This window comes from Rhodococcus sp. Leaf278, assembly GCF_001426085.1.
Classification (GTDB): domain Bacteria; phylum Actinomycetota; class Actinomycetes; order Mycobacteriales; family Mycobacteriaceae; genus Rhodococcoides.
Genome location: NZ_LMRR01000045.1, coordinates 82056 through 107543 on the forward strand (window position 1 = coordinate 82056; position 25488 = coordinate 107543).

Below are 25488 nucleotides of genomic sequence, written 5' to 3' on the forward strand. Positions count from 1 at the left end.
GCGAACCTCTCAGTTCGGATGGCCTAGCGACCGGCAGGCTCTGGGTGGAACCCGAGGGCTACAGGTTCCTTCGCGTGCCGTGCAGTAATAGTGACAGCGCAACGTCACCATATCGAAGCCTCTTCATCACGGACCGATAGCGAGTGAGTAACAAGAAGGTAACGACATATGTGACGCAGCTGAGCACCGCTCAGGGCAAGGTGTGACCGGCGGCGATGAACAGTCGGTACCACTCTTGCCTGGTCAAACGTACGTCCGAACCAGCCGCCGCCTCGACCACTCGATCGGGGTTCGTGGTGCCCAACACCACCTGGATGTTCGCCGGATGACGCGTGATCCACGCGGTCGCGATCGCCGACGGGGTCGAGCCGTGCCACTCGGCAATCTCATCGAGTGCGGTGTTGAGTTCGGGATAATTCAGCCGGTCGCCCACGAAGACGCCGGAGGTGGTCCCACTCTGGAAGGGTGACCACGCCTGCAGAGTGATACCCCGTGTCCTTGCGTAGTCCAACAAACCGTTGTCCCGATCGACCGATTGATCCTCCGAGCTCATGTTGGCGGTCAGGCCGGCCGCGATCAGCGGAGAATGCACAATGCTCAGTTGCACTTGATCGAACAGAATCGGTTGTTTCACAGCAGTTTTCAGCAGCTCGATCTGTCCGGGTGTGTGGTTGGAGACGCCGAAGCCGCGGACCTTGCCCGAGTTGTGCAACGCGTCGAACGCTGCCGCCACCTCCTCCGGCTCGACGAGGGCGTCGGGTCGGTGCAGAAGAAGTGTGTCCAGGTGATCCACACCGAGTGCAGCGAGGGAGTTCTCGACCGTGGCGACGATGTGGTCGTGGGAGAAGTCGAACCAGCCTTCGCGAATGCCCACCTTGCTCTGAATGTCGACCCGCTCACGCTGGGTAGGGGTCAGCGTCACCGCATCCCCGAACAGCTTCTCGCAGGTGTGCGGAGTACCGCCGTAGATGTCGGCGTGGTCGAACACTGCGACCCCCGCGTCGAGGGCGGTGTCCACCAACCTTCGGATCCGGTCTCGGTCCAGATCGGTGATGCGCATGAACCCGAGCACGATGCTCGAGACGCTGGTGCCGGTATGGGGGAGGGGAAAGGTGCGCACGGTGGATCTCCTGTTGAGCGTTCGGGTTCAGTCCGCCGAACTCGGACAGGCGGGGCGTCGGACAACGGTCGTTACTCGAACTCCAGGCGAGTGGACTGCGACGTGGCCTGGAGCATCAGCACGAAGCCGGTCAGCGTCACCACGATCGGTGCCCACAGAACGACTGCGACGAACGTGTCCACATCCCGCTCCAGCACGATGTACACCGCAACGATGGACGTGCCGAGCAGGCACAGTGCGATGTGGGCGGCCAGACGCCACTTGTCGAAGAAGAATCCGGCGAGCATTCCCATGGGAATGAGGAAAGTACATTTTCCGAGGGTGACCTCGGGCTCGAAATTCGCAGTGATGGTGGCCGCGAAAATCGCGATGTCGGCAATGACGACGAACGCGAACGCCTGCCGAAGCGTCGGCCACGGACCGAACCACCAGAACGCGCCCATGATGTACGCGGCGATCATCGACGTCCATTGCACGATCGACGGGAGCGGTGTGGTCGCGCCGTAACCGAACGCCAGCTCGAGGGTGACCACCACGGCCATGGACAGCGCAGCAGCCGAAACGATGCGCCTGACGACAGTGGTGATGGCGAGAGAGGCCATCACCCCGATTCCCCACTGGTAATGCTCGTTCGATCTGGTCGCAGCACGAGTCATTTCGGCCCCTATCGTTCCATTCGGCAACCGATTGAAACACAGCCATGAGCGCCGAGGTTCTACTTTCGCCGAGACCCGACTCCGATCCTGCCCGTTCGGCGCATCGGTCAACTGGTCAGACGTGCCAATAGTTCGGGGAGGGTCTCACTGATGTCGTGGCGGCTGGCGACTCGGTATCGCGCGGCGCTTCCGAGTGCTCGTCGACGATCCGAATCGCCGATGACGGACGAGATTGCACCGGCGAGGGCAGCGGCGTCACCGGGCTCGACAAGAATTCCGGCACCGTCGGCGAGGAATTCGTGGGTGCCGCCATGGTCGGTTCCGATCACCGGCAGTCCGTACGACATTGCTTCGAGTACCGACAACGGACCGGCTTCCGGCGACGTACTTGCCGACACGACCACATCCCATCTGCGCAGCGCCGATGACGCGTCGGTATGTCCGAGGAACTCGACCCGGCCCGCGAGGTCGGGTCGAGATGCGCGCTCGTGGAGTTCCGCCACGTACTCGCGATCACCGGGAAAGCTGCCCCCTGCCAGTTCGACCCGAATATCGGGGAGCGCGGCCACTGCGTCGAGCAATACTCGATGGCCCTTCCACGGCGTGAGGAGGGAGAGGATGCCGACGACCGGAGGGGAATGCAGTTCTCCGCCCAAGCGTGGTACCGGCCACTGAACTCCGTTGTGCGACACGACCACCGGAAGGCCGGCCGCACGCAGCGGTACTGCCGTGGCATCCGAGACCGATACCGCTACCCGTATTGCGGAGCGGGCGTAGCGAACCACCAGACGCTGTTTGAGGGACGTCATGGTGTCGTGGACCAGCCATGACGCGCCTCGGGGTGGGCGAGACAGGGTGGCGACCGGGAGGGCGAAGAGCGAGTTGACGACGGTGGCCGTATCGGGTTGGCGGGCGATCGCGCGGACCGCACGCGATGCAGAGACCCACCTCGCCACCATGCGAATCGCGGCGATGCCCCTGGCCGCTCCTCGTTCGCCGCCCAGACCGAGTTCGCCGATCGGGATGTGTCGCGTCGTGTCGGGAATCCGATCGGCCAGTGGCCCGTTGGGGCAGGCGATCACAGTGTCGTGGCCGCGTCGCTCGGCCTCGTCGATCAGGTCCAGCAGAACCTTTTCGGCACCGGAGACCTGCCCGGTGTGGGCGAGGAACAGCACTGTCGATCCAGAGGTCATGAGCGAGCCCGTCTGTGCGGCAAAGGTGGTTCTGGCGGATCAGTAGGCATCGCGGAGCAGTGCCACTGGGTCTTCGCACATTCTCCGCAAGGCCGCGTCCATCACCTCGGCGTCGACCATCTTGCTGCAGAACGAAGCCGTGTACGTACGCCCACCGGCGATCTCGGCGATGAGCATAGTGCAACCGTCCGGTCCGTCCGGTTCGAGTGACGCGGCCATCTGCCGGGGTCTGCCGTCGTCGGCCCAGTCGAGGTGGTCGAACACTCGGACGCGGCCGAGGTCGCTGACGGCCAGTCGCAACGTATCGGGCACCTCGACGACCGAATTCTCGTTCTGCGTCCGCGCCGAACGCCTGAAGCGCGACGCCACATCGCGGAGATGCGACATTCCCAGTACTGCGATGGGCCAGCCGGATTCGATCACCTCACGCATTGCCGCGGCGATGCCGACGGGCGTCGTGTGTGCGGGAAGGTGAAGTGGAATGCCGACAGCAAAGTTCCCGTGCGAATTCTGCAGCGACGGATCGAGATAACGCCGACTGTTGAACAGCACCATGACGTGATCGTCGACGTCGACGGATTCCGCCCGGAGCGCTGCAGCCCACAGTGCGATGGAGACCGACGCCGCGGTCGCTCCGGGCATGTTCTCGGCCGTCCAGTGCTTCAGTTCTTCGACTCTGATTCGGCTCATGTACCCGGCGCGGCTGACTTTTGCAGTTTCCCAATTCTCCATGCGACGACGGGGAGTGGACGTGGGGCCGGGCTCGATCCGATGGCGCGCACGCAACTTCCAGAAGTCCGCCAGCGTCCTGGGATTGCGAGAGTAGTGTCGCCACAGTGCTTTCCATGTGGTGCTCGACGGTAGCCCCGCCGCGAGGCCGGGCACCAAAGTCCCCTCGGCATCATCACAGAAGGCCGCCAACATCATGACGCCGATCTGGCCGTCCCCGATCCCGTGCGAGTAGTCCACAGCGAGGTGCTCGCCGAACACGACCACCTCGAGTGGGCTCGGTGAACCGTCCCGGTGCCGAATGTCGGTCAGCATCTGGCCCAGGTCGTCGGTGGCCCCGCTGCCCGCGACTACGTTGTTGCCGGCGATGTTGTTGCGATACCGCCACTGTCGTGCATCCGCTCGTGGCTCCAGCGCAATGTGCGGGGCCGCGTCGACGTGTTCGGCGGCGATGAGGGTCGCGCGCGTGCGCTCGACGTCGAGGCCCCTGACGGGTCCGATTGCCGTCACTATCCGAGTATCGGCGAAGACACGATCCAATGCGGTCGAGCGGTAGGTGGGCTCAGCGGACGGCATCGACGACCTCCTGCATTCGACTGCGGAAGTTGGCCCGTGAAAAGCCCTCCGCCCAGGTCCGAATGGCGGCGCGATCGTAGTCTGCGGGATCGAACGAACGCATCGCCTCGGCGAACCCGGCGACGACTGCCTCGTCGGAGCCCGGCTGCACATGCAGGCCGGTCTTGCCTGGGATTACGGAGTCCATGGCACCGCCGTCACCCAGCGCGATGACCGGGGTTCCGGTTGCCATGGACTCGACGGGGACGATGCCGAAGTCTTCCACTCCGGGCATCAGAAGGGCACGGGTCGTTCGATGCAGTTCGAGGAGTTTCTCGTGTGAAACCCGGCCGAGGAAGGTCGTTTTGGGTCCGGCCAGTTCCCGGCAGGCCTCCATCGCACGGCCGTCTCCCGCCACCACGAGGGGAACGTCGGCCTCGGCGGCAGCGCGCACCGCGATGTCGGGACGCTTGTAGGGGACCAGTCGGCCGGCGAGCAGGAAGAAGTTCTCCCGCTCGATCGACGGGTCAGGAGTGAAGCCTTCGGTGTCGACCGGAGGATGGACCACCACGGCGTCGTCGCGGCCCCACCATTCTTCGATCCGGCGCGCGACCGCAGTCGAGTTGGCAACCACGGTCGTCAGTTTCGGTGCGGCAGCGATCTCGCATCGACGGGCCACGGCCGACAGCGCCGTCAGAATCGCCGCTCCGGCTCTGCCACCACCTTCACCTGCGCGAAGTTCGGGGTCCCAGGCCCACCGTGCAGGGCTGTGAACGTAGGCGATCACGGGGGAGTCGGTAGCGAACACGGCCTGTGTTGCAAAGGCGTGGTGGCTCACCACGACTGCGTCGTAACCCTTCAGTGGCATGCGACGGAACGCCAACGGCATCATCGGCAGAACGGGTGCGTACGACCGCTGGCCCAGCGCGTCGTACACACGATTGAGTCCGGATACGTGCGGTCCGTGACCGATACCGGCCGGAACGCCGGACGGGCGCGAGATAGGCGCGAAAACCTCGGCTTCGGGCCAATGCAGGGCGAGTTGTTCGATGACGTGTTCGGATCCGGCGATCTCGGTGAATCGTTCGTGTACCACGGCGATTCTGTCAGCTTGCATGGCGTTGGCCCTCCGGCGCGATCGGCTGCGCGCTCTGTTCGACGCGTCTGGACGAGTTCTTGTTCTGCAGCACGAGGTGAACTGGAATGTCGAAGTGGTCCAGTCGACGTAGTGCCGCAGTTGCTGCCTTCTTGTCTCGTCCACGCTTCGACACCAGCACCACGACCGTCTCGACCTCACCCACGTCGGTGTACTGCCACCACTGCTCGGACAGACCGAATTCTGCAGTGGCGCGTCGATCTCCGGTGGCCTGACCCTCGCCGTGCGCAGACTCGAAGGCTGCACCTTCACCCACCAGCAGAAGGACCACACTGTCGCCTTTGGGTACAGCATGCCGAGCGCCCCTCGAAGCGGGGCGGTCACCACGCTCGAGCGCAGCGATCCGCGATGCAACGGCGGGTGGAATCGCGTCGCCGGTCGCCGGATCGAAATGTGCACCGTATTTGCGGGATACCCGACGGGCCCAGGAGCGGGAAGGCTTGCGGCCGAGACGTCCTCGAAGCAACACGATCAGTTCGGCCGCGACGATGAGCGCAGCGAGCGCCGCGACGAGAGCCTCCGACACCGGTTTCGGCGACACCGGAGCGCTGCTCTGCTCGGGATTGGACAACACGACCAGTTGATCTCCACTTGCTGTGGCTTCGAGTTCGCTTTGGCGCGTGCGTAGTTCGGCCAGCTCGGACAGGGAGGCCGGCCTACTCGGATCGTCGGCCGGTAGAGCGTCGACCCGCGACTGCTGTGCATCGATGGCGGATTGCCCCTCGTCCGTCCGCTCCTGCGAGTCTCGGAGTGCATTGGCACTCGACGTGCTCGCCATCGCCGACACCATTGCCCGAGCCAGATCTGCAGAGAGCGCCTGAGACCCGGTCGTCACCGTCACGGTCAGCAGCGCGGGTGATGTGCCGGGCGAGAGTTCCACGCTCGATGCCAGTTCCGTGGCGTCCATGTCGGCATCGACCTCGGTGAGGACCTGATCGAGCACATCACTGTCGGTAGCCAACTCGATGAACGGTGCGCGCATCTGTTCGATGAACGCATCACCCGGTACCAGAGTCTGGGCCGGCTTGATCTCGGCGACGATCGACGCGGCGTACTGCTTGTCGGTGAGTTCACTCCTGACGTAGAAAACGCCTGCACCCACCAGCACTGCGACGATCAGAGCCGGCAACAGGGCACGGCCGAGTTCGCGCATGTGTCCCGCCAGATCGATAGGGGGTGGTACATCGCCTCGGTGGACGGCATCGTGGACGGACATCAACCGCTTATCCTTCCGTCGTCGATGCGAGCGGGTGTACCGCTTCGGTGATGGGTAAAGCCGACGGATTCGATGATAGCCGGGCGCGAGCGCTGTTCGCGTAACCGTGCCGGTCGTGAATGGAACTGCACATCAACAACATTCGCGGAAAAGGTGCATCGGTTTGTTATCCGACCGGAAGCCGACCTCGGCTCCGTGAGTCGGGGTCCGAAGCGGGCGTTGTGTCCGCTGTGTCCGATGTCTTCACTCGGAGAGCGCACGGTGTCGTCCTTTCTCTGCCGATCCGGGTAGAGGCGACTCGACGAGCCCGATGGCGACGAACGCATACAGCGAAGCCGCGACCAGTATTGCCGCCGCAACCGATATCAGCAGCCATAGTTCGGGATAGTGCTGCACCAGTGACCAACCGCCCGCCGTCGTGGCCGCGGTTACCACCAGAATTACCGAAAGTGACTGCACTGGAAACAGTTTGGATACCGGCATACTGCGCCCGATCACGATCCACAGCAGGATCAAGGTGGTTCCGATCGTCGCGACTGTCGAGATCGCCGCTCCGTCGTACGACATGCGGGGGATCAGGACGAGGTTCAACCCGATGTTCAGGGCCAGACCGACCAGCGCGACCACTGGGTAGTGGCGCTGCATACCGGCCGACGCGAGCAGGAAGATGCCGAGCATCACCAACGACATCAGCGCTGCGCCGATCACGAGCAGACGGGCCGCGTGAGCTCCGTCGACGAAGCTGTCGCCGTACAGCAGGCCGATCAACGGCTCGGCCGACGGTACGAACGCCGCAACTGCCATCGCGCCGAACAGGGCGAACAGCAGTGCGGCCGAACGGGAGCGTGCTCGAAAAGCCATGGTGTCGTGGGGCCACGACGCGACGAGCAGGGTGCTGATCGGTGCCACCGCCGCCAACACGAAGGTATCGATCATGTCCGAGAATTTGTATCCGATGGAATACAGACCCACGGCCTCGAACGTGTCGAGGAGGCTGAGCATCAGCATGTCGATCTTGAGCATGGCAATGGTCAGGGCGAAGCCGATCGCGAGCGGCACGGCCTCTCTCAGGTACGGACCCCAGCGACGCACTTCGATGTGCCTCGACGGTCGGAGCCCTATGGACCGGTTACCGATGCCGAAACCCTTTGTGGCCAGCTTGAATACCTCGTTGACCACTGCTGGAAGTACAAAGATCAGCAGGGTGGGGGCCAGTACGGCTGCCAACACCGTCAACGCCAATTGAATTGCTTGACCGGCACTTTCGGCCACAGCCACCAGGACCAATCGGTGACGGCTCTGGAACAGCACGCTCAAGGCGTGCCCCGGCGTGGCGAAGACCACCACCAGCCCACCCAGAACGGTCGCCAGGACCACCTCGCTCGGATACCGCAACACGAGAACGTATGCGACGGCCAGTACGTATCCCACCAATCCGAGAGCGGTTCGCAGAGCGAGGAACGACGACGCAGTGCGACCGATTTCCTCGGGATCGTCGTCCATCAACTTCGCCAGCACGACGCGTCCGACTCCCAGATCGGTCACGACGGACATCAGACCGAGCAGCGCGAAGACGAAGCTGAACTGACCCCATTCCTCCGCTCCGAGCGACCTTGCGATGATGACGCTGCCGACCCAGCCGAGCGCAGCAATGATTACTCGGCTGATGAGAACCGCGATGGTGGCTTTCGCTGCTGCTTTCGGATCGGCAGCGATCGCCCGGTAGTCCGGGGGTTGTTCGGTGCCGTCGAGCGCGAGCTCGTCGGACATCAGGCCACGCCCGCAGCGCGATACGCGTCGGCGGTGAGCTCCGCAGTTCGGCGCCAGCTGATCTCACTGGAGGCGTCGGCCGCCGCGTCGACCAGAGCTGCCCTGGCATCCGCGTCGAAGACGATGGGTTTCATAGCATCCACCCAATCGTCCACCCTCTCCGATCCGACGAGAATTGCACCGTCTCCGACGACGTCGGGAAGGGCACCGACTGCACTGGCGACGACCGCTCCACCCGAGGCCATGGCCTCGACGGGCGGCAGACCGTACCCCTCGTACCGAGAGGCGTACGCGGTGATGGTCGCGGCGGCATAGAGGGCGGACAGGTCTTCCACGTCGACGTATCCGAGACCTCGCGAATTACGGGGAGCATCGGGCCCGGTCGAGCCTGCTCCGGCCAGCAGGCAGGGAACTCCGAGGCTCTCTGCAGCATCGGCTACCAACTGAACGTTCTTGCGAGGCTCCACTGTTCCGACCTGAATGACGAACCGATCCGGCAGGTCGTATTTCGACCGAACGGCGTCGATGCGGGCTTCGGTGGGCACGGTGGCCCACGCAGCGGGTGCCAAGCCGACCACAGTGGCATTGCGTCCGCTGACACTTTTGATCCGATCGGCGGTGAACTGTGAGACCGCCACGAGTAGATCGGCGCGGCGTAGGGCGCGCCGCACCAATCGCTGTTCACCCAGTGCACGGAAACGGCTCGACGCCGACGGCATGTCGATGACCGAAAGATCGTGGACTGTCGCGACAGTGAACGCTTTGGTGAAGAACGGTAGGTCGACGTCGAGGCCGTGCATGACGTCGCATTGCTCGACCGGCAGGGCACCGAGCACTGCGCGAGCCGCACCACTGGTGACCGGTCGTTCGATCGCGCGGACCGCGGGCGATAGTTCCCCGACGGCGTCGCGTTGGACGACCGCAGCGAGTTCGGCTCCGGGCAGACACTGAGGTAGTTCGTTCAGGAGCTCGCGAATGTAGGTCTGTACGCCGCTTCCGCCCGGCCGGAGGGCGAGGGCCCCGAAAACGATTCGTGTTGCGCTGCTGCGCATCCCACCACTCCTAACAAGAGCCAGAAATAGACATCGATCGGAAAGATCTCGAAATACGTGGAGACGAGGCTCGCGAACATGGCCGCGACGATCGAGGCTCCTACCCCGAGCGCAAGGGCACCGTCTTTACCCGGCAGTGCACGCGAGAGACGCGTGCACCACAGCAGTGACGTCACCAGCAGGGCCACCACTGCCCACAGGCCGATCGGCCCCAGCTCGAGCAGTGCCTTCACGTAGTAGTTGTCGGGTTGGTAGTTGGTCGAAAGCCCGGACTGCGTGAACGCGACACCTTCGGCGGTGGAAATGCGGTCTGCCGCAGACCCGCTCGATCCCAGTCCCGTTCCGACCGGATGGATCAGGATACTGGCGATGATGTTGGCCCAGCCGTCACCACGTTGACCCAGGCTGCTCGACGAAAAGAAGACCGACGTGATCTTGGGAACGAAAGGCACTGCGACCGCTACGGCCGTTGCAACAAGAGCGAGTGGCGCAGCGAGGTAGCGGAAGCGCACCGCGATCAAGTAGATCAACCCGACCGCGAGCCCCAGAATCGCTCCTCGAACGATCGAACTGGACATCGCTACGACCATCATCGGAGACGCGCAGAGGAACAACGTATTTCGATGACGGCGTGGATCGGCCAGCGCTACCGCACCGCCCACGAGCAACGCCAACATCACGTACAGGCCGAAGGGGAACGGCAGGTTGAACGTGCTGAACGTGCGCAGAAGTCCACCGGAAGTCCGGACCTGCGTGCCGTACTCGTAGCCCAGCGACACCAGTGCCGCCGGTCCGGCCACCAGCTGTGCGATGCCGACCACCGAGGTGAAGACACCCATACCCATGAGGAGGGAGACGAGGTGGTCGCGGTCTTCCGCGTCGAACGGCGCGAGCCACATCACGACGACCAACAGCACGTAGAAGAACGTCACCTTGATCCCGAATACGCCGACGATGCCGAACGTCGCGAACGCGGAGATGCTGCCGAACACGACGAACAGAGCCGCCGCGGGCCACCATGGCATGAACACCCGCGGCGTCGAGCCATGGACGTGTCGTGGTCGACGCATCCATGCACACAGCACCGTGAAGACGACGAGGCCCTCTTTCCAGCCGGATACCACTCCGGGAAGCGGGACCAGAACGAGCAGTCCGTGCAGTGGAACCAGGGCCGCCAAGAGCAACACTCCGCGCTGCGGTCGACGGTAGATTGCGCGTGCCACCGCGCACCCGAGTGCGAGCAGCAGCGCTGCTCCGAAGGCGAACGCGACGTAGGTGATCATCGGACGACCCGAACGTGCTGCCCGCGCTCGTATCGGGTGCAGAACACGATCAGTCCTCGGCGCGCTTGAGAACGGCCAGAACCGTCAGGAAGAGGATCTTGACGTCGAGCCAAACAGACCAGTTCTCGATGTAGTAGTTGTCCCATTCTGCGCGGTCGGCGATCGATGTCTGGCCGCGAAGACCGTGAACCTGAGCCCATCCCGTCACGCCGGCCTTCACCCGATGGCGCTCGCCGTACCGACGGATCTGCATCTCGAACAGATCGACGTATTCGGGCCGCTCCGGCCGCGGGCCGACCAGGCTCATGTCGCCGCGAAGGACGTTGAGCAACTGAGGAAGCTCGTCCATCGAGGTCTGTCGCATGATCTTGCCGATGCGCGTTCGCCGGTCGACGCCCTCGACGCCACCGGGTGCGTCCCCGGCCTTGCGCTCGAACACGGCGTCCGACGCGCGCGGGGGCCGCATGGAACGAAACTTCAGGCAATCGAAGGGCAAGCCGTCACGCCCGATTCGCTCCTGCGCGAAGAAGATCGGGCCGGGGGAGCTCAGGCGCACGAGCAGCATCAGCGTCAGGAAGATGGGGGAGAGCAGCAGGAGACCGAATGCGGTCAGGACTCGATCGAGAACGCCTTTGAGGGCGAACTGCCAGCCTTTGGGGTTCACGTGCGGCAGCACCATCAACGGCAGGCCGCCGATGTGCTCGACTCGGGTGTTGCCGCCGACCGCGTCGTACAACCTGGGAACTACCCAGACTCGCATACCGAGTCGATGCGCAATTCTGATGGCACCGACCAACTCTCGGTCCTCTGTCGGCGCAAATGCGACTATCAACTCCTCGGCACCGGTTTTGCGGGCGACCGTCTCGAAGTCGCCGGGTAAACCGAGGTACGGAAGATCGGGCACTTCACTGCCCGGTGAAAAATCGGCGATCGGTGCCTCGCCGATATAACCGACCGGTGCGAGACCGTACTCTGGGAACTGTCTTGTGCGCGCGACGAGTTGGTGGGCAATCGGATCGTTTCCGAGGACGATGGTCGGTGCCGCGGAGCCGAACCTCGAACGGATCAAGCGCTGAATGACAACACGGATCAGGCGAGCGATAGCGACGGTGAACGCTGTGAGCAACCACAGACGCAGCACGACCGCACTGGGCCGGTAGTCCGTGTCGGCCAAGAACATCACAACCAGCAGGGCGAGTGACGCGAAAGCGACTGCCGTCTCTGCCGGGCCGATTTCGTCGAGGAAGTTGCGACGGAGGCTGCGCCGGTACATGGACTTACCGGCGAGAACGAGGATCAGTAGCGGTAGATAAAGCCAGGGTAGCCAACCGGTCTCGGTGAGGCTGCCGGAGTACCACAGCAGTGCGCCCACGAGCGCGATGGTTCCGGCGAGCACGTCGACTGCGACGGTGATCGCGGTGTTCAACGGATCGACTCGAAGTCTGTCCACGAGCGTGCGACGGGCCACGACGGCGTCGGTGTCGGTGGCGCGCGGGCGAGTGTGCGGTGATTCCAGTGTTTCGGGCACAGCTTCTTCCCGGTTGCTAGTTTCGAGTGGGTTCGTCCTGAATATCCCATTCAATGTATACCGCCCAGAAAGAGGTCAGCCGGTCGACTTCATGAAAAAAACTCGAAGTCGGTTGAGTGTCGGAAAACGTGTTAGCGGACAGAAAAAACGGCCTTTAATCGAAAACTCGTTCACGAATAATCCAGGCCAAATCCTGCAGTATCTGAACGTGGCCGGTGGTCCACTGCCTCGGCTGTTGATCCCACACGCAGAGGGTGCCCACAGAATGACCGTCGTCGTCGACGAGTGGAACTCCGAGGTAGGAAACGAACAGATTGCTCTGGACCGCCGGATGATCCTTGAGGGCGTCGTTGAGTCTCGCGTCCTCTACCACCAGCGGCTGGCCTAGGTCGATCGCATAACGGCAGATGGACGTTTCGAGGGGAACCTCTTGCGCGCCATCGAGTTCCGACGGCAGTCCGAGTGCACTCTTGAAGTACTGACGTTTGTCGTCGAGAAGCGAGAATGCGGCCGAGGGAGCGTTCAATGCATCGGCGACCATCGCTACGATCCGGTCGTAGCCGGCGTCGGATCCGGTGTCCATCAACCCTGTCCGAGTCACTGCTGCCAGCCTCTCGGGGTCGTCGATCGGGGTACCGAATGCCCGCGTCACCTCGACCGGTTCGATTCCTTTCTCCGAGGCGGCCTGCAAAGCTCGCAGCAACGCACCTACGTCGGAGTCCTGATCGTCGGACAGTTCACGAACGAGTCGGTCCACCACTGCGCGCCGAATGAATTCTTCGGTGGAAAGCCCGGATTTCTCCGCTTGCCGGGCGAGTAGCTCGTTCAGACGCTCGTCGAAACCGGGAAAGCCTGTAGTCATTGGGCAAATGGTAGTACAGCCAAAGTTGTCGTACCGATGACTGCCGCAAGAAGATATCTTTCGATTCTCGAACATCCGCCGCTTTTGCCACAATGCGTATGACAATCCATTCGTGAATGACTCAGCCCCCATCGTTGCTAGCATCTGCAGATGTCAGCGAATGCACCTCTCCGATCGATTGCCGTTCTGGCGGCTGTGATGCTGTCGTTCGTCGCGCCCCCCGGAGCGGGTGCAGCCCCCGTCGTGAGGACGCAGTCGAGTCCAGCCCAGTGTGGTGGAGAGTCCGACGCTGTCCGTATCGGAGTATCACCGGGTGCAGCAATCGCGAGCCTGTCGTCGACGGACCTCGATCGTGAGCTCTCCCTGGCCAAGGACGCCGGTGCCTTCGCCGTCCGACTCGACTTGGACTGGGGCTTGATCGAGCCAACTCGCGGCGCGTTCGACTGGGCGCTGAGCGACCGCATCATCGATGCCGTCGTTGCCCATGGAATGTGCCCGTACGGCATCGTTGGCTACACGCCCCGGTGGGCTCGCGTGCCCGCAGCGATCGACAACCCACATGCGCGCCCGGCCGACCCCGCCCAATTCGCGTCGTTCGCGCGCACCGTCGTCCAGCGGTACCAGGACCGAATGAGCCTGTGGGAGGTGTGGAACGAGCCGAACCTCGTGTCGTTCTTCGCACCGGCCCCCGATGTGGCTGCCTACTCGGCGCTGCTACGCGCGACGTACCAAGCGATCAAGCAGGTTCAGCCCAATTCCACTGTGCTCGCGGGTGGGATGGCTCCGGCCGAGACCACGCAGGGCAACATCACCGGGACGACCTTCCTGTCCTCGATGTACGAGCAAGGAGCCAATCAGTACTTCGATGCCTTCAACGTGCACCCTTACACGTGGCCGTATCTCCCGAACGACCCCGGCACGTCGTCGTGGAACACCGCCATGAAGATGTGGCCCATGCGGGATGTCATGGTCGCGGGCGGTGACTCGCACAAGCAGATCTGGATCACCGAATTCGGTGCACCGACAGGAACCAATCCGAACAGCGTGTCCGAGCAGGTTCAATCCGACACCATCGGCATCATTCTCGACGCAGTCCTGGGCACCGACTGGCTCGGCCCCGCATTCGTGTATTCACTGCGCGACTCGGGAACCGACACCTCGGACGTCGAGCAGAACTTCGGATTGCTTCATCGGGACTGGACGCCGAAGCTGGCGTACGCCCGTGTCGACGCCTTTGCCGCCGAGCACTCGGCGCCGTAGGACCGTCGGTTCCTGTTCCGATCGTGGTGGGCTATGGTCTGCCCATGAATTCGCAGCCGGGGGGCGCGGTACCCGACCGTACAGACATCACGTTCCAGTCCGATGGGGTCGACTGTGCGGCCTGGCTGTACCTGCCGGACAGTCCCGAGCCGGCTCCGGTGATCGTGATGGCTCACGGTCTCGGCGGTACCCGGGAAATGCGGCTCGACGCTTACGCCGAGCGCTTCCGTGCCGCCGGGTACGCATGCCTCGTCTTCGACTATCGCTACTTCGGGGCCAGCGGCGGTGAGCCGCGCCAACTGCTCGACATCGAATCGCAGCTGCAGGACTGGGCGTCGGCCATCGCTCATGCGCGTTCGCGCACCGATGTGGACAACACTCGCATCGTGTTGTGGGGCTCGTCGTTCGGCGGTGGCCACGTCATCGTCGCTGCCGCCCGAGACCAGAAGGTCGCGGCCGTCGTGGCGCAGTGCCCGTTCACCGACGGAATTGCATCGGGACTCGCGTCGAACACCTGGACGTCGATGAAGTTGTCCGGTCGGGCGCTCGGTGATCTGGCGGGATCGGCGGTCGGGCGGCCGCCGCTGATGGTGGCGACCGCCGGGCGACCGGGGACGACGGCACTGATGACGTCGCCCGACAGTTACGACGGGTACCTGGCTCTCGCGCCGGACGCCGACGAGTCGTTCCACAACCGGGTGGCTGCCAGAGTCGCGCTGCAGATCGTGCGGCACCGGCCCGGACGTCGAGCCAAGGATGTTCGTTGCCCTATTCTGTTCGTGGTCTGCGAGACGGACTCGGTCGCTCCGGCGAAGGCCACTCTGCGCTTCGCACGAACGGCACCGCTAGGCGAGGTCAAGACCTACGAGGCCGGTCATTTCGCCATCTATCTGGGCGAGCCGTTCGAGCGGGTGGTGGCAGACCAGATCGAGTTCTTGACCCGCACGGTCCCACCGACTCAGTAGACGTCGCGCACGTACCGCTTTTCGGCAGCAAGGGCTTTGACGTAGGCTTCGGCGCTGCTCGGAGCGAGCTTCCCGTGCTGGGCCACCACGCCCTTCAGTGCTGCATCGACGTCCTTGGCCATTCTGGACGCATCGCCGCAGACGTAGAAGTGGGCACCTCGGTGAATCCAGTTCCACAGCTCGCTGCCGTGTTCGCGCATGCGATCCTGCACGTAGACCTTGTCCTTCTGGTCCCGAGAGAAGGCGACGTCGAGACGATCGAGCGACCCGTCGCTCAACATCGCCGTCAGCTCGTCGCGGTAGTAGAAGTCCGTGTCGGCGTGTTGCTCACCGAAGAACAGCCAGTTCTTACCGGTATGACCGAGTGCGCGCCGCTCGTGCAGGAACGCTCGGAACGGGGCGATGCCAGTGCCGGGGCCGACCATGATCATGGGCGTGGTGGGGTCCTCCGGTGGCTTGAAATGCGAGGACTTCTGCACGAAGATTCCCACCTCGTGGTTCGCCGCGTGGTCGGCCAGATAGGTCGAGCACACGCCACGTCGCGGAACTCCGTGCACGTTGTACCGCACTGCTGAGACAGTCACCTGTACCTCGTCGGGATTCTCCTTCGGGCTCGACGAAATCGAATACAGACGCGGCTGCAGCGGTTTGAGAACGCTCAACCAGTCGTCCACCGAAGCCCAAACCGGATGTGCAGCAAGCACATCGATCGACTGACGACCCCACATCCAGTCGGACAAAGCATGCTTGTTGTCGGGATGCAGCATCGCCTCCAGGTCGTCGTCCGCAGTCCGTCGATGGACGAACTTCAGCAGATCAGGCGTCGCACGAGCGATTTCGAGGTGGCGGCTCAGCGCCGTGCGCAGCGTCATCGAGCCGTGTTCAGCGAGGTCGACAGCGGTGTCACGGTCCAGGCCGGTGGCCTCGAGCCACTCGTCGACATAGGCGTCGCTGTTACGTGGCCAGACTCCCAGTGCGTCACCGACCTCGTAATCGAGTGTTCCTGCGGGTAGATGAAAGCCGAGTTGGCGCACGTCCTTCATGGATCCGCGCGAATTCAGTACTCGGTTGCGCACGAGCGTCGTCACCAGCGGCGATTTCTTGCTGTACCGCTCCGGCTCCGCTCGGGTCTGCGGGACGGTGCGCGGAGCAGGCTCCACCTGTGCGTCGTCGGTGCTGGTGGTGCCGTCATCGTGCCGGAGCCGATCGACCACCGCATCGAGCCACGCCCCAGCCTCGGCCTCGTAATCGGGTTCGCAGTCGACTCGTTCGAGGAACCGGGTGGCACCCAATTCGGTGAGGCGCTCGTCGATCCTGCGTCCGTGGCCGCAGAAGTCGGCGTAGCTCGAATCACCGAAAGCGAGTACGGCATAACGGATTCCCGCAAGCTTCACGGTGGACTCGGCGACGAGACTGTCCCAGAACGTCGCGCCGTTGTCGGGCGCTTCCCCGTCACCGGTAGTACTGCTGACGATCAGCACATCGGCCTCGGCAGGCAGACGATCGGCGGTGAACGTATCCATCGAGTGTTCGGCAATCGTCAGACCGGCTCCCCTCAGGTGGGAGAGACAGGACTGGGCGTACTCCTCGGCGGTGCCGGTCTGGGAGGCCCAGAGCAGCAGCACCGGCCGTCGGTCCGGATCAGCGGTATCGGCCGATACTCCGGAAGTGGCACCGTCGGTGTCGGGTCTACGCGAGAACAGGCCCGCGAGAACGCCGTCGAGCCACGCGTGGGTCTCGGGGGACAGGGGAGTTCGTGACGGCAGAGCGGGCGTTCCCGCTGCGCTGCGGCCTGCCTCACTGCCCAGACCTTCGAGAAGTCCTGCGATGTAACGCTGCTCGATGACAGTCAACGGTTCTGCCGGGCGCGCAGGCCGGCCGACGATTGCGGCGAGTGCATCGACAGGGTCCTCGGAATGCTCGTCGACTACGGGTGAGAGTGGTTGGGCTACAGCAACTTTGGTGAGGGTGACAGCGCACGCCTTGAACTCGGGCTGTTGAGAATACGGATCGATCGCGTCGTTGGTGACCGCATTGATCGCCAGGTGTTCGCCGAACTCGTCGTTCCAGTGGAACGGCGCGAAGCAGTTGCCCGGGAGAACTCGATCGGTGACGACAGCCGGCAGCACCGCTCGGCCGCGTCGGGATGCGATGTCCACACTGTCGCCGTCGGCGACACCGAGTCGGCCGGCATCGATGGTGTGTAACTCGACGAACGGGCCGGGATCGAGCTTGTTCAGCTTGGCGACCTTGCCGGTCTTGGTCATGGTGTGCCACTGATGGGGAAGACGACCGGTATTGAGCACGAAGGGGTAGTCGTCGTCGGGCATCTCGGCCGGTGCCATGCTCGGCCTGGCGAAGAACTGTGCTCGGCCGCTGGGGGTGGGGAACGACAGTGTGGGAATCGATCCGTCCTCGCGGACGCGTTGTCTCTGGCTGACACCGTCGTTGAGGTAGCGGATCGGATTTCTGGTGTTCGTTGCGCCGGGCGGGCACGGCCACTGGAGTGGGTTCTCGCGCAGGCGCTCGTAGGTGACTCCCCGGATGTCGTAGCCGGTGTTCGGATTCCAGAACTGTTTGATCTCCTCGAACACCTCCTCGGCGCTCGAATAGGTAAATGCCTCCGAATATCCCAGTGCGCAGGCCATGTCGGCGATGATCTTCCAATCCGGCAGTGCCCCGCCCGGTGCCGCGACTGCCGGTTGGAACAGGGTCAGGTTGCGCTCGGAATTGACCATCACGCCCTCGGCTTCGGTCCACAGCGCCGCGGGAAGCATGACATCTGCATAGCCGTTGGTCTCGGTGTCGGCGAATGCATCCTGGGTGATCACCAATTCGGCGCGCTCGAGTCCCTCGATCACGGTCGTCCGATTGGCCACGGAGGCAACCGGATTGGTGCAGATGATCCAACAGGCCTTGATTTCACCTGCGGCCAGCTTCGAGAACATCTCGATGGTTCCGCCGCCGACATCGGTGCGGAGCGTCCCTTCGGGGATATCCCATCGATTCTCGACGAATACACGGTCGACATCGCTGATCACCGATCGCTGTCCCGGGAGTCCTGGGCCCATGTAGCCCATTTCCCGTCCGCCCATGGCGTTCGGCTGCCCGGTCAACGAGAAGGGTCCGCTTCCGGTCTTGCAGATGGCTCCGGTGGCCAGGTGGAGATTGCACAGTGCGTTGGTGTTCCAGGTGCCGTGGGTCGACTGGTTGAGGCCCATGGTCCAGCAGCTCATCCAATTGTTCGCGGCACCGATCATCGCGGCCGCCGCACGGAGGTCCTTCTCGTCGAGACCTGTTGCAGCACAAACGTTGTCCGGAGTGTAGTCGGCAAGGAATTCCGGCATCGCGTCCCACCCATCGGTGAACTCGGCGATGAATCGTGGGTCGGTGTTGCCGTCCTCGACGAGGAGCGCAAGTAACCCGTTGAGCAGGGCGAGGTCCGATCCCGGCTCGAGCTGCAGGTGTAGGTGGGCCTTGTCAGCGGTGGCGGTACGTCGAGGGTCGACGACGATCAGCTTCGCGCCGGCTTTGACACGGTCCATCATTCGCAGAAACAGGATGGGGTGGCAGTCGGCCATGTTGGAGCCGATGACAAGAAAGACGTCGGCGTGGTCGAAGTCCTCGTAGGATCCGGGCGGCCCATCGGCACCGAGCGACTGTTTGTAGCCGGTTCCCGCACTCGCCATGCACAGTCTCGAGTTGGATTCGATCTGGTTGGTGCCGATGAATCCCTTGGCCAACTTGTTCGACAAGTATTGGGCCTCGATCGACATCTGCCCCGACACGTACAGGGCCACTGCATCGGGACCGTGCTCGTCGATGATGGTGCGGAGCCGCCGGGCGGCGTGGTGGATCGCCACCGCGGTGTCCGTGCTTTCCGGACGCTCGCCGCGGCGATGCCGAATCTGTGCTTTTTCGAGCCGACCGGGTGCGGCCAACATGTCTGCGGTGGTCGTCCCTTTGGTGCACAGGCGGCCGAAGTTGGCCGGGTGCGTCTTGTCCCCGACGGACTTGGTCACGGCGGGCTTGCCGACTGGGGGGCATGCGCCGGCAGATGTCGAGAGGCCCCCGACCTGCAGCACCATGCCGCAACCCACGCCGCAGTACGCGCAGAGTGTCTTCACCGTGGTGACCATGGATTCCACAGTGCCTGGTTCAGGGTGCGCGGCCATTACACGTCAGTTAGCCATATATGACGTTGTCCTCACCGTGCTGGGCCGGGACTGGTGATCTCGGTTCGCGACGCCCCATCTTGCGTGGTGGGAGGTAACACGAACTTTGCGCCTGACGATTGGTACTCGAACGTTATTGATCGAACGGGCTGTCGAGTGGAATGTGAAGATTCTGCGCTGGCACAATCGCACGAGTCGGGCTCGAACTGGGAAGTGGTGTGTTTGATGAGGGTGAATCGCGGATTCGTACTCGCCGCGGTGGGAATCGTTGCTTCGGTAGCGGTCCTGTCGGGATGCAGTTCTGCATCGGACATTTCCGAACCGTCGGTGCCCATCGATTCCAATCCCATGACCGAGCTGATGAAGCCGAAGTTGACCTCGAGTGTCCTCGACGGCGCCGTCGGATTCTCGCCCGCAGACCCGGTGACCGTGTCGGTGGCCGACGGCAAGTTGTCCTCGGTGACGATGCTCAACCCGGCTGGTGAGCCGGTGTCGGGGGCTATTGCGCCCGACGGGTTGTCGTGGACCAACACCGAGCCGCTCGGCTACGACCGCGAGTATCGCGTGCAGGCCGACGCGTACGGACTCGGGGGAGCGTCGAGCACGGTCACCAGTTTCACCACCAGTCAACCCGGTAACTTCACCAAGCCGTACGTGCTGCCGAATCCCGGTGCCGTCGTGGGTATCGGGCAGCCGGTCGCGGTCCAGTTCGACGAAGCGATCACCGACAAGCTTGCTGCACAGAACGCGATCACGGTCACCACGACGCCTGCCGTCGAAGGCGCGTTCTACTGGGTCAACAACAAAGAGGTTCGCTGGCGACCACAGAACTATTGGGCACCCGGCACCAAGGTCGACGTGGCGGTGAACGTCTACGGCCGCGACCTCGGTGACGACATCTACGGTCAGGAGAACGCGACGACGTCGTTCACGATCGGTGACGCTGTCATCGCTACCGCCGACGACAACACCAAGCAGGTGACGTTCAACGTCAACGGCCAGGACGTCATCACCATGCCGACGTCGATGGGCAAGGACAGCACGCCGACGGACAACGGCGTCTACATCATCGGGGACCGCTTCGAGCACCTCGTGATGGATTCTTCGACGTACGGCGTGCCGGTGAACTCATCCTCCGGATACCGAACGCCCGTCGACTGGGCGACGCGAATGTCCTACAGCGGCATCTTCTTCCACTCCGCACCGTGGTCGGTGGGGCAGCAGGGGTACTCGAACGCCTCGCACGGTTGCCTGAATCTGAGCCCGACCAATGCCAAGTGGGTCTACGACAACACCAAGCGCGGCGACATCGTCGTGGTGAAGAACACCGTCGGCGGAACGTTGTCGGGTACCGACGGCCTCGGTGACTGGAACATCCCGTGGGACGAGTGGAAAGCCGGCAACGCCACCACAGTGTGATCGGTGTCGGTCGGACGGATCAGCTTCGATCGCGGGTCTGGTAGAGCGAAGGATCGATCCCGAGTGTCTTCAGGTATGCCACCGGTTCGATGCTCGAGCCGTTGTTGCGTACCTCGAAGTGCAGGTGCGGTCCGGTCGAATTACCGGTGCTGCCGACCGCACCGAGTACGTCTCCCGGAGCCACCTCGTCGCCGACCGATACCGCGAGGCTGGACTGGTGGCCGTAGTAGGTCTCGGTATTTCCGCTCTTGACCCGAACGAGCTTGCCGTAGCCGTCGCCCGCGTCGCCGGCCTGAACGACGGTTCCGCCGGTCACCGCATGGATGGGGGTCCCGCTGTCGGCGGCCAGGTCCACGCCCTGGTGGTACTGCGCGCCGTTGCCGGTGGGGTTGTTGCGTCCGCCGTAACCCGAGGTGATGCGGTATTTGCCCGCGTCGATAGGGAGCACCGCGCCGCCGAGACCGACGGTCGGCGGCGCACTCGGTAGTTCGATCTCGGGAACATCGACAGTGCTCGGAGCATCCGGCGAATCGGGCACCGACAACACATCGCCGTCGAGAACGATCGCCGCGACCTGGTTGATCAGAACGCCGGTGGCGTCGAGCACTGCGGCGAGTATCGCGGCTCGCTGCTGAGCATCGGGCTGGGGGATCGGGATCTGAGGTAGTTCGATCGTGGGTTGAGCGGTGGCCACCGCTGGGCTGAGCAAGCCGGTTGTGCCTATGCACAGTGCTGCCGACAAGATCGAACCCGCTATGACTCTGTGCATTCTGCGACCCACGAAAAGCCTCCTCGTCTGCGTCCTCCGCGCACCCGTCGAACGGGCGCACGGAGGACGTAAGAACATGTTCGGTGACGCTTCGGGGCACGTTGAACTCACGTAGCAGAAAACACATGAACCACATCGGTACTTTTCTTCCCCAAAAGTGCCAATAGTTACCGTACGTCACATCAACCCCACAGGGAACTCGAAAGTTGAATTACAACAACGTAATTCGAGGTCAGGGTCGTTGTGTGCGGACCTCCGGCCGCTCCTAGGGGTGAGGCATACGCACGAAAAAGGCCGGTCTCGCGAGGAGACCGGCCTTTTCGTATGGGGTGAGCGACGGGACTCGAACCCGCGACATCCAGGATCACAACCTGGTGCTCTACCAGCTGAACTACGCCCACCATTGCATGCGTCCGCAGAACCTTTTCGGGCTCTCCATCAGCAGCGTCGACAATACTAGCGGGTTCAATCCGCGGTTGCTAATCCGCCCCTGGATGCGTGTCGAGATCCTGAACAACAGCAGCGATGTCGCTGGTAGACGGCCCCGGGGGAGCCACGAAAGCCGTCCGGCGGTAGTACTGCAGTTCTTTGATCGACTCCTTGATGTCCGCCAGGGCGCGGTGTGCGAGACCCTTGGCCGGCTGTCCGTAGTAGATCCGCGGGTACCACCGTCGGGAAAGTTCCTTGATCGAGCTGACGTCGATCATGCGGTAGTGGAGGTAGGTGTCGAGTGCGGTCATGTCGCGAGAGATGAACCCACGATCGGTACCGATGGAGTTTCCCGCGAGCGGAACCGTTCCGGCCACCGGGACGTGCTCCTTGATGTACGCCAGTACACGCTGCTCGGCTTCCTCCAGCGTCACCGTCGATGCGCGCACTTCGTCGGTCAAGCCCGACTTGGCGTGCATGTCCGTGACGACGGCAGGCATGTTGGCCAACGAGTCGTCATCGGCGTGGATGACGATGTCGACACCCTCCCCGAGGATGTTGAGCTCACTGTCGGTCACCAGCGCCGCAATTTCGATCAGCTTGTCCTTGCTCAGGTCCAAGCCGGTCATTTCACAATCGATCCACACAAGTTTGTCCTGCACACGCTCCACCCTAGTGCGAGCTGCGATGCCACTAGGGTTTGCGGTGGCGATCGAAACCAGTTCAGCACCAGCACACGTTCATGGAGGACGCGGACATGACAGTCGACCCGACGCAGCCGGCACCCACACTCAGTCCTGCGGAGAGGGCGAAGGCAGCCAAGGCTGCCGCAGTGGAAGCCGCGCGGGTGGCTGCCGAAGCGCTGGCTGCAGCCGATGCGGCCGAAGCCGAGGCACTTGCCGCGGAACAAGGGTCGACATCGGCAGCGAACGGTAAGGCTGCCGAGATCGCTGCCGGATATGCCTCTGCGGGTGCAGCTTTGGAGCTGGGAACCGTGGTTCTCGACGGCGTCACCGATCCGGCTGCTCGTATCCGAATTCCGTTGGCGACCCTGAACAGGCACGGTCTCGTAGCCGGGGCCACCGGAACCGGTAAGACCAAGACCCTGCAGGGTATTGCCGAACAGCTTTCTGCGGCAGGCGTTCCCGTCGTCATGGCCGACGTCAAAGGCGACCTGTCGGGCCTGTCGAAGCCGGGCGAGGACAACGAGAAGATCCGCAGCCGAGCAACCGATACCGGGATTCCGGACTGGGCTCCGGCCGGACATCCGGTGGAGTTTCTCTCCCTCGGCACCGAGGGGATCGGGGTACCGGTCCGCGCCACCATCACTGCCTTCGGGCCGATTCTGCTCAGTAAAGTGTTGGGGCTGAACAATACTCAGGAATCCACCCTCGGCTTGATCTTTCACTGGGCCGACTCCCAGGGGCTCGCCCTGCTCGATCTCAAGGACCTGCGGTCGGTGATCATGCACCTGACGAGTGACGAGGGGAAGGCAGATCTCAAAGGCATCGGCGGGGTCTCCTCGGCGACCGCCGGGGTGATTCTGCGCGCACTGGTCAACCTCGAAGCAGACGGCGGCGACACCTTCTTCGGTGAGCCGGAACTCGAGACCGAGGACCTACTACGCGTCGGACCGGACGGCAGAGGGGTCATCACACTGTTCGAGCTCGGGGCGCAGGCGTCCCGCCCGGTGATGTTCTCCACCTTCCTGATGTGGGTGCTCGCGGACCTGTTCCAGACGCTTCCCGAAGTCGGTGATATCGACAAGCCCAAACTGGTCTTCATCTTCGACGAGGCACACCTGCTGTTCGCCGATGCGTCCAAGGCTTTTCTGCAGCAGGTGGAACAGACCGTCAAGCTCATTCGTTCGAAGGGCGTCGGCGTCTTCTTCTGCACGCAGCTGCCCACCGACGTTCCCAACGACGTGCTCTCACAGCTGGGTGCACGTATTCAGCATGCCCTGCGCGCCTTCACGCCCGATGACCAGAAGGCGTTGAACAAGACGGTGCGCACGTATCCCAAGACCGACGCGTACGACCTCGAAAAAGCACTGACGTCGCTGGGGACCGGCGAAGCGATCGTGACGGTGCTTTCGGAGAAGGGCGCGCCGACACCGGTGGCGTGGACGAAGATTCGTCCGCCTCGCTCCCTGATGGACACCATCGGCAACGACGCCATCGCGGCGGCCGCGTCGTCGAGCACTCTGTCTGCGAAGTACCGCGAGACCATCGACCGCGAGTCCGCCTACGAGCGCATGAACGCACGGGTGGCGGATGTGCCCGCTCCGGCCGAGAAGTTCGACATTCCGCCTCTGCCCGCCGATCTACCGGACCTGCCTCCGAGTGAGCCGGACGGGCCGTCGGCCGCGGAGCGCATCATGGGCAACCCGGCGGTCAAGAGCTTCCTGAGATCGGCTGCGTCGGCTGCCGGACGGGAGATCTCGCGCAGCATCTTCGGAACCGGTCGACGTCGGCGGCGCTGAGCTTGCTCAGTCGGGAGTGGAGCCCGCGGAACGACCAGGATTCGGGTACTAGCTGCCGAGCTTCTTGTAGAAGCTGCCGATGATCGGCGCGGAAATGCTGCGCGGGCTGTACTGCCCGGCGACCGACATGCCCTTACTCAGCAGGCCGGGCACGACGCGCATCTTGTTCTTCGCGAGGCCGTCCAGCGACAGTTTCGCAGTGTAGGCGCTGTCGATCCAGAGGAAGTCGGGAACCATCTTGTCCACGATCGAGGCCTCGGCCGGGTCGGGTGTCTCGGTGCGGACCGGGCCCGGAGCGAGCAGGGTGACGTTGACGCCGGTGCCCGCGAGCTCACCGCGCAGTGACTCCGAGAACGTGTTGACGAAGGCCTTGGTTGCTGCGTACGTGGCATTGTTGGGGATGGCCATGTTGCCTGCAGCCGAACCGGTGATGAGGATGCCGCCGGCTCCGCGGCCGATCATGCCGGGCATGACCGCCAACGTGAGGTCGTGTACGGCAACGGCATTGAGCTCCACCTGATCACGCTCGTACGCGGGATCGAGCCCGGCCACCGGTCCGAAGGTCGCGATGCCCGCGTTGTTGCACAGGATCGAGATCTCACGCTCGGACAGTTCGGTGACCAGCTCCTGGCGCTGCTCGCGGTTCGACAGATCCGACTGCCGCACCTCGACGGTGACGCCGTGTTCGGCAGTGAGCTTCGTGGCGAGCGCCTCGAGCAGTTCGCCGCGTCGGGCCACCACGATGAGTGAATGACCACGGGCGGCGAGTTCGGTGGCCAGGGCTTCACCGATACCGGAAGAGGCTCCGGTGACGACGGCGCGGGCATCGGGGTTGGGCTTGGGCAGGCTCACGGTGAGACAGGCTAGCG

General features: G+C 63.5%; 19 protein-coding genes and 1 tRNA gene. 4 read left to right on the forward strand and 16 right to left on the reverse strand.

What is annotated here, in order from left to right; translation table 11 throughout:
• Positions 1-190: 190 nt before the first annotated feature.
• From ASG84_RS25905 to ASG84_RS25955, 11 genes are all read right to left on the reverse strand, one after another.
• Positions 191-1120: an aldo/keto reductase gene (locus tag ASG84_RS25905; RefSeq protein ID WP_057479824.1), complete on the reverse strand. Its 930-nt coding sequence runs from the start codon at positions 1118-1120 to the stop codon at positions 191-193.
• A gap of 71 nt (positions 1121-1191) precedes the next feature.
• Positions 1192-1776 (reverse strand): hypothetical protein, encoded by a 585-nt coding sequence (locus ASG84_RS25910; protein ID WP_057479825.1) that lies wholly within the window; start codon positions 1774-1776, stop codon positions 1192-1194.
• A gap of 107 nt (positions 1777-1883) precedes the next feature.
• Entirely contained in the window at positions 1884-2969 is a 1086-nt protein-coding gene (locus ASG84_RS25915) for a glycosyltransferase family 4 protein (protein WP_057479826.1), read from the reverse strand.
• A gap of 39 nt (positions 2970-3008) precedes the next feature.
• Positions 3009-4274: a hypothetical protein gene (locus tag ASG84_RS25920; protein WP_235581858.1), complete on the reverse strand. Its 1266-nt coding sequence runs from the start codon at positions 4272-4274 to the stop codon at positions 3009-3011.
• Positions 4261-5370, reverse strand: a complete 1110-nt coding sequence (locus ASG84_RS25925) for a glycosyltransferase (RefSeq protein ID WP_057479827.1) — start codon at positions 5368-5370, stop codon at positions 4261-4263. The genes ASG84_RS25920 and ASG84_RS25925 overlap by 14 nt, the downstream gene beginning before the upstream one ends.
• Complete coding sequence (locus ASG84_RS25930; protein WP_057479828.1) at positions 5360-6625, reverse strand: hypothetical protein; 1266 nt, start codon at positions 6623-6625, stop codon at positions 5360-5362. The genes ASG84_RS25925 and ASG84_RS25930 overlap by 11 nt, the downstream gene beginning before the upstream one ends.
• 243 nt (positions 6626-6868) lie before the next feature.
• On the reverse strand, positions 6869-8395 hold the full coding sequence (locus ASG84_RS25935) for a flippase (RefSeq protein ID WP_057479829.1): 1527 nt from the start codon (positions 8393-8395) through the stop codon (positions 6869-6871).
• On the reverse strand, positions 8395-9447 hold the full coding sequence (locus tag ASG84_RS25940) for a glycosyltransferase (protein WP_057479830.1): 1053 nt from the start codon (positions 9445-9447) through the stop codon (positions 8395-8397). The genes ASG84_RS25935 and ASG84_RS25940 overlap by 1 nt, the downstream gene beginning before the upstream one ends.
• Complete coding sequence (locus tag ASG84_RS25945) at positions 9357-10730, reverse strand: O-antigen ligase family protein (protein ID WP_057479831.1); 1374 nt, start codon at positions 10728-10730, stop codon at positions 9357-9359. The genes ASG84_RS25940 and ASG84_RS25945 overlap by 91 nt, the downstream gene beginning before the upstream one ends.
• Positions 10731-10779: 49 nt before the next feature.
• Complete coding sequence (locus ASG84_RS25950; protein ID WP_057479945.1) at positions 10780-12198, reverse strand: sugar transferase; 1419 nt, start codon at positions 12196-12198, stop codon at positions 10780-10782.
• Positions 12199-12412: 214 nt separating this feature from the next.
• Complete coding sequence (locus tag ASG84_RS25955; protein ID WP_057479832.1) at positions 12413-13120, reverse strand: GAF domain-containing protein; 708 nt, start codon at positions 13118-13120, stop codon at positions 12413-12415.
• Between the two features lie 150 nt (positions 13121-13270).
• Here ASG84_RS25955 and ASG84_RS25960 point away from each other — a divergent pair, with 150 nt between their 5' ends.
• Both ASG84_RS25960 and ASG84_RS25965 read left to right on the forward strand, forming a co-directional pair.
• A complete protein-coding gene (locus tag ASG84_RS25960) occupies positions 13271-14380 on the forward strand; it encodes an endo-1,4-beta-xylanase (RefSeq protein ID WP_057479833.1) in 1110 nt (369 codons plus the stop codon).
• A gap of 44 nt (positions 14381-14424) precedes the next feature.
• Complete coding sequence (locus ASG84_RS25965) at positions 14425-15345, forward strand: alpha/beta hydrolase (RefSeq protein WP_057479834.1); 921 nt, start codon at positions 14425-14427, stop codon at positions 15343-15345.
• On the opposite strand, the gene ASG84_RS25970 is transcribed toward ASG84_RS25965, so the two are convergent.
• Positions 15339-19484, reverse strand: a complete 4146-nt coding sequence (locus ASG84_RS25970; RefSeq protein WP_156399721.1) for a bifunctional nitrate reductase/sulfite reductase flavoprotein subunit alpha — start codon at positions 19482-19484, stop codon at positions 15339-15341. The two genes, ASG84_RS25965 and ASG84_RS25970, sit on opposite strands and share 7 nt — an antisense overlap.
• A 261-nt stretch (positions 19485-19745) precedes the next feature.
• Between ASG84_RS25970 and ASG84_RS25975 the strand changes: the two genes are divergently transcribed.
• Entirely contained in the window at positions 19746-20939 is a 1194-nt protein-coding gene (locus tag ASG84_RS25975) for a L,D-transpeptidase (RefSeq protein ID WP_057479946.1), read from the forward strand.
• Positions 20940-20958: 19 nt separating this feature from the next.
• On the opposite strand, the gene ASG84_RS25980 is transcribed toward ASG84_RS25975, so the two are convergent.
• The 3 genes from ASG84_RS25980 to orn form a co-directional block, all read right to left on the reverse strand.
• Positions 20959-21720 carry a M23 family metallopeptidase gene (locus ASG84_RS25980; protein WP_057479836.1) on the reverse strand — a complete coding sequence of 254 codons (762 nt, stop codon included), beginning with the start codon at positions 21718-21720 and terminating at the stop codon, positions 20959-20961.
• 313 nt (positions 21721-22033) lie between these two features.
• Positions 22034-22109 (reverse strand) — tRNA-His (locus ASG84_RS25985).
• Between the two features lie 78 nt (positions 22110-22187).
• Complete coding sequence (gene orn / locus ASG84_RS25990; protein ID WP_082521247.1) at positions 22188-22799, reverse strand: oligoribonuclease; 612 nt, start codon at positions 22797-22799, stop codon at positions 22188-22190.
• Positions 22800-22894: 95 nt separating this feature from the next.
• Between orn and ASG84_RS25995 the strand changes: the two genes are divergently transcribed.
• Complete coding sequence (locus ASG84_RS25995) at positions 22895-24619, forward strand: helicase HerA-like domain-containing protein (protein ID WP_057479947.1); 1725 nt, start codon at positions 22895-22897, stop codon at positions 24617-24619.
• A 48-nt stretch (positions 24620-24667) separates the two neighbouring features.
• On the opposite strand, the gene cmrA is transcribed toward ASG84_RS25995, so the two are convergent.
• Positions 24668-25471 (reverse strand): mycolate reductase, encoded by an 804-nt coding sequence (gene cmrA, locus ASG84_RS26000; RefSeq protein WP_057479838.1) that lies wholly within the window; start codon positions 25469-25471, stop codon positions 24668-24670.
• Positions 25472-25488 lie beyond the last annotated feature (17 nt).